This window comes from Streptomyces sp. P9(2023) (assembly GCF_032436795.1).
GTDB lineage: Bacteria > Actinomycetota > Actinomycetes > Streptomycetales > Streptomycetaceae > Streptomyces.
In genome coordinates this window covers 1-269 of record NZ_JAUPWM010000499.1, presented here as the reverse complement: position 1 = coordinate 269, position 269 = coordinate 1, and the positions used below count along the sequence as shown (strand labels likewise).

General features: G+C 60.2%; 1 protein-coding gene. It reads left to right on the top strand.

Translation table 11 applies throughout. The annotated features are described in order from the left end of the window. Positions 1-269 (top strand): DNA cytosine methyltransferase (locus Q5762_RS40215; protein WP_399495606.1); only part of this gene is annotated, 269 nt, incomplete at both ends.

Here is a 269-nt window from a genome sequence, read left to right as displayed (position 1 = left end):
GGATGGCCAGATGAGCGTCCTGTCTGGACAGGTTCTTGTCCCTGCCAACCTTTCAGCGCGGCAGGCAAAGGAGATGGGTTTGCTGACGAGCGGCACTTATGGCCGCACTTCCACTGGCTTATTCAAAACTGCCGACCTGCAGTCATCTTTGGCGAGCAGGTTGCGAGCAAAGACGGACTTGGCTGGCTCGACCTTGTACAAGCTGACTTGGAAGGATCGGGCTACGCCAGCGGGGCGGTCGATACCTGCGCTGCGGGCTTCGGTGCGCC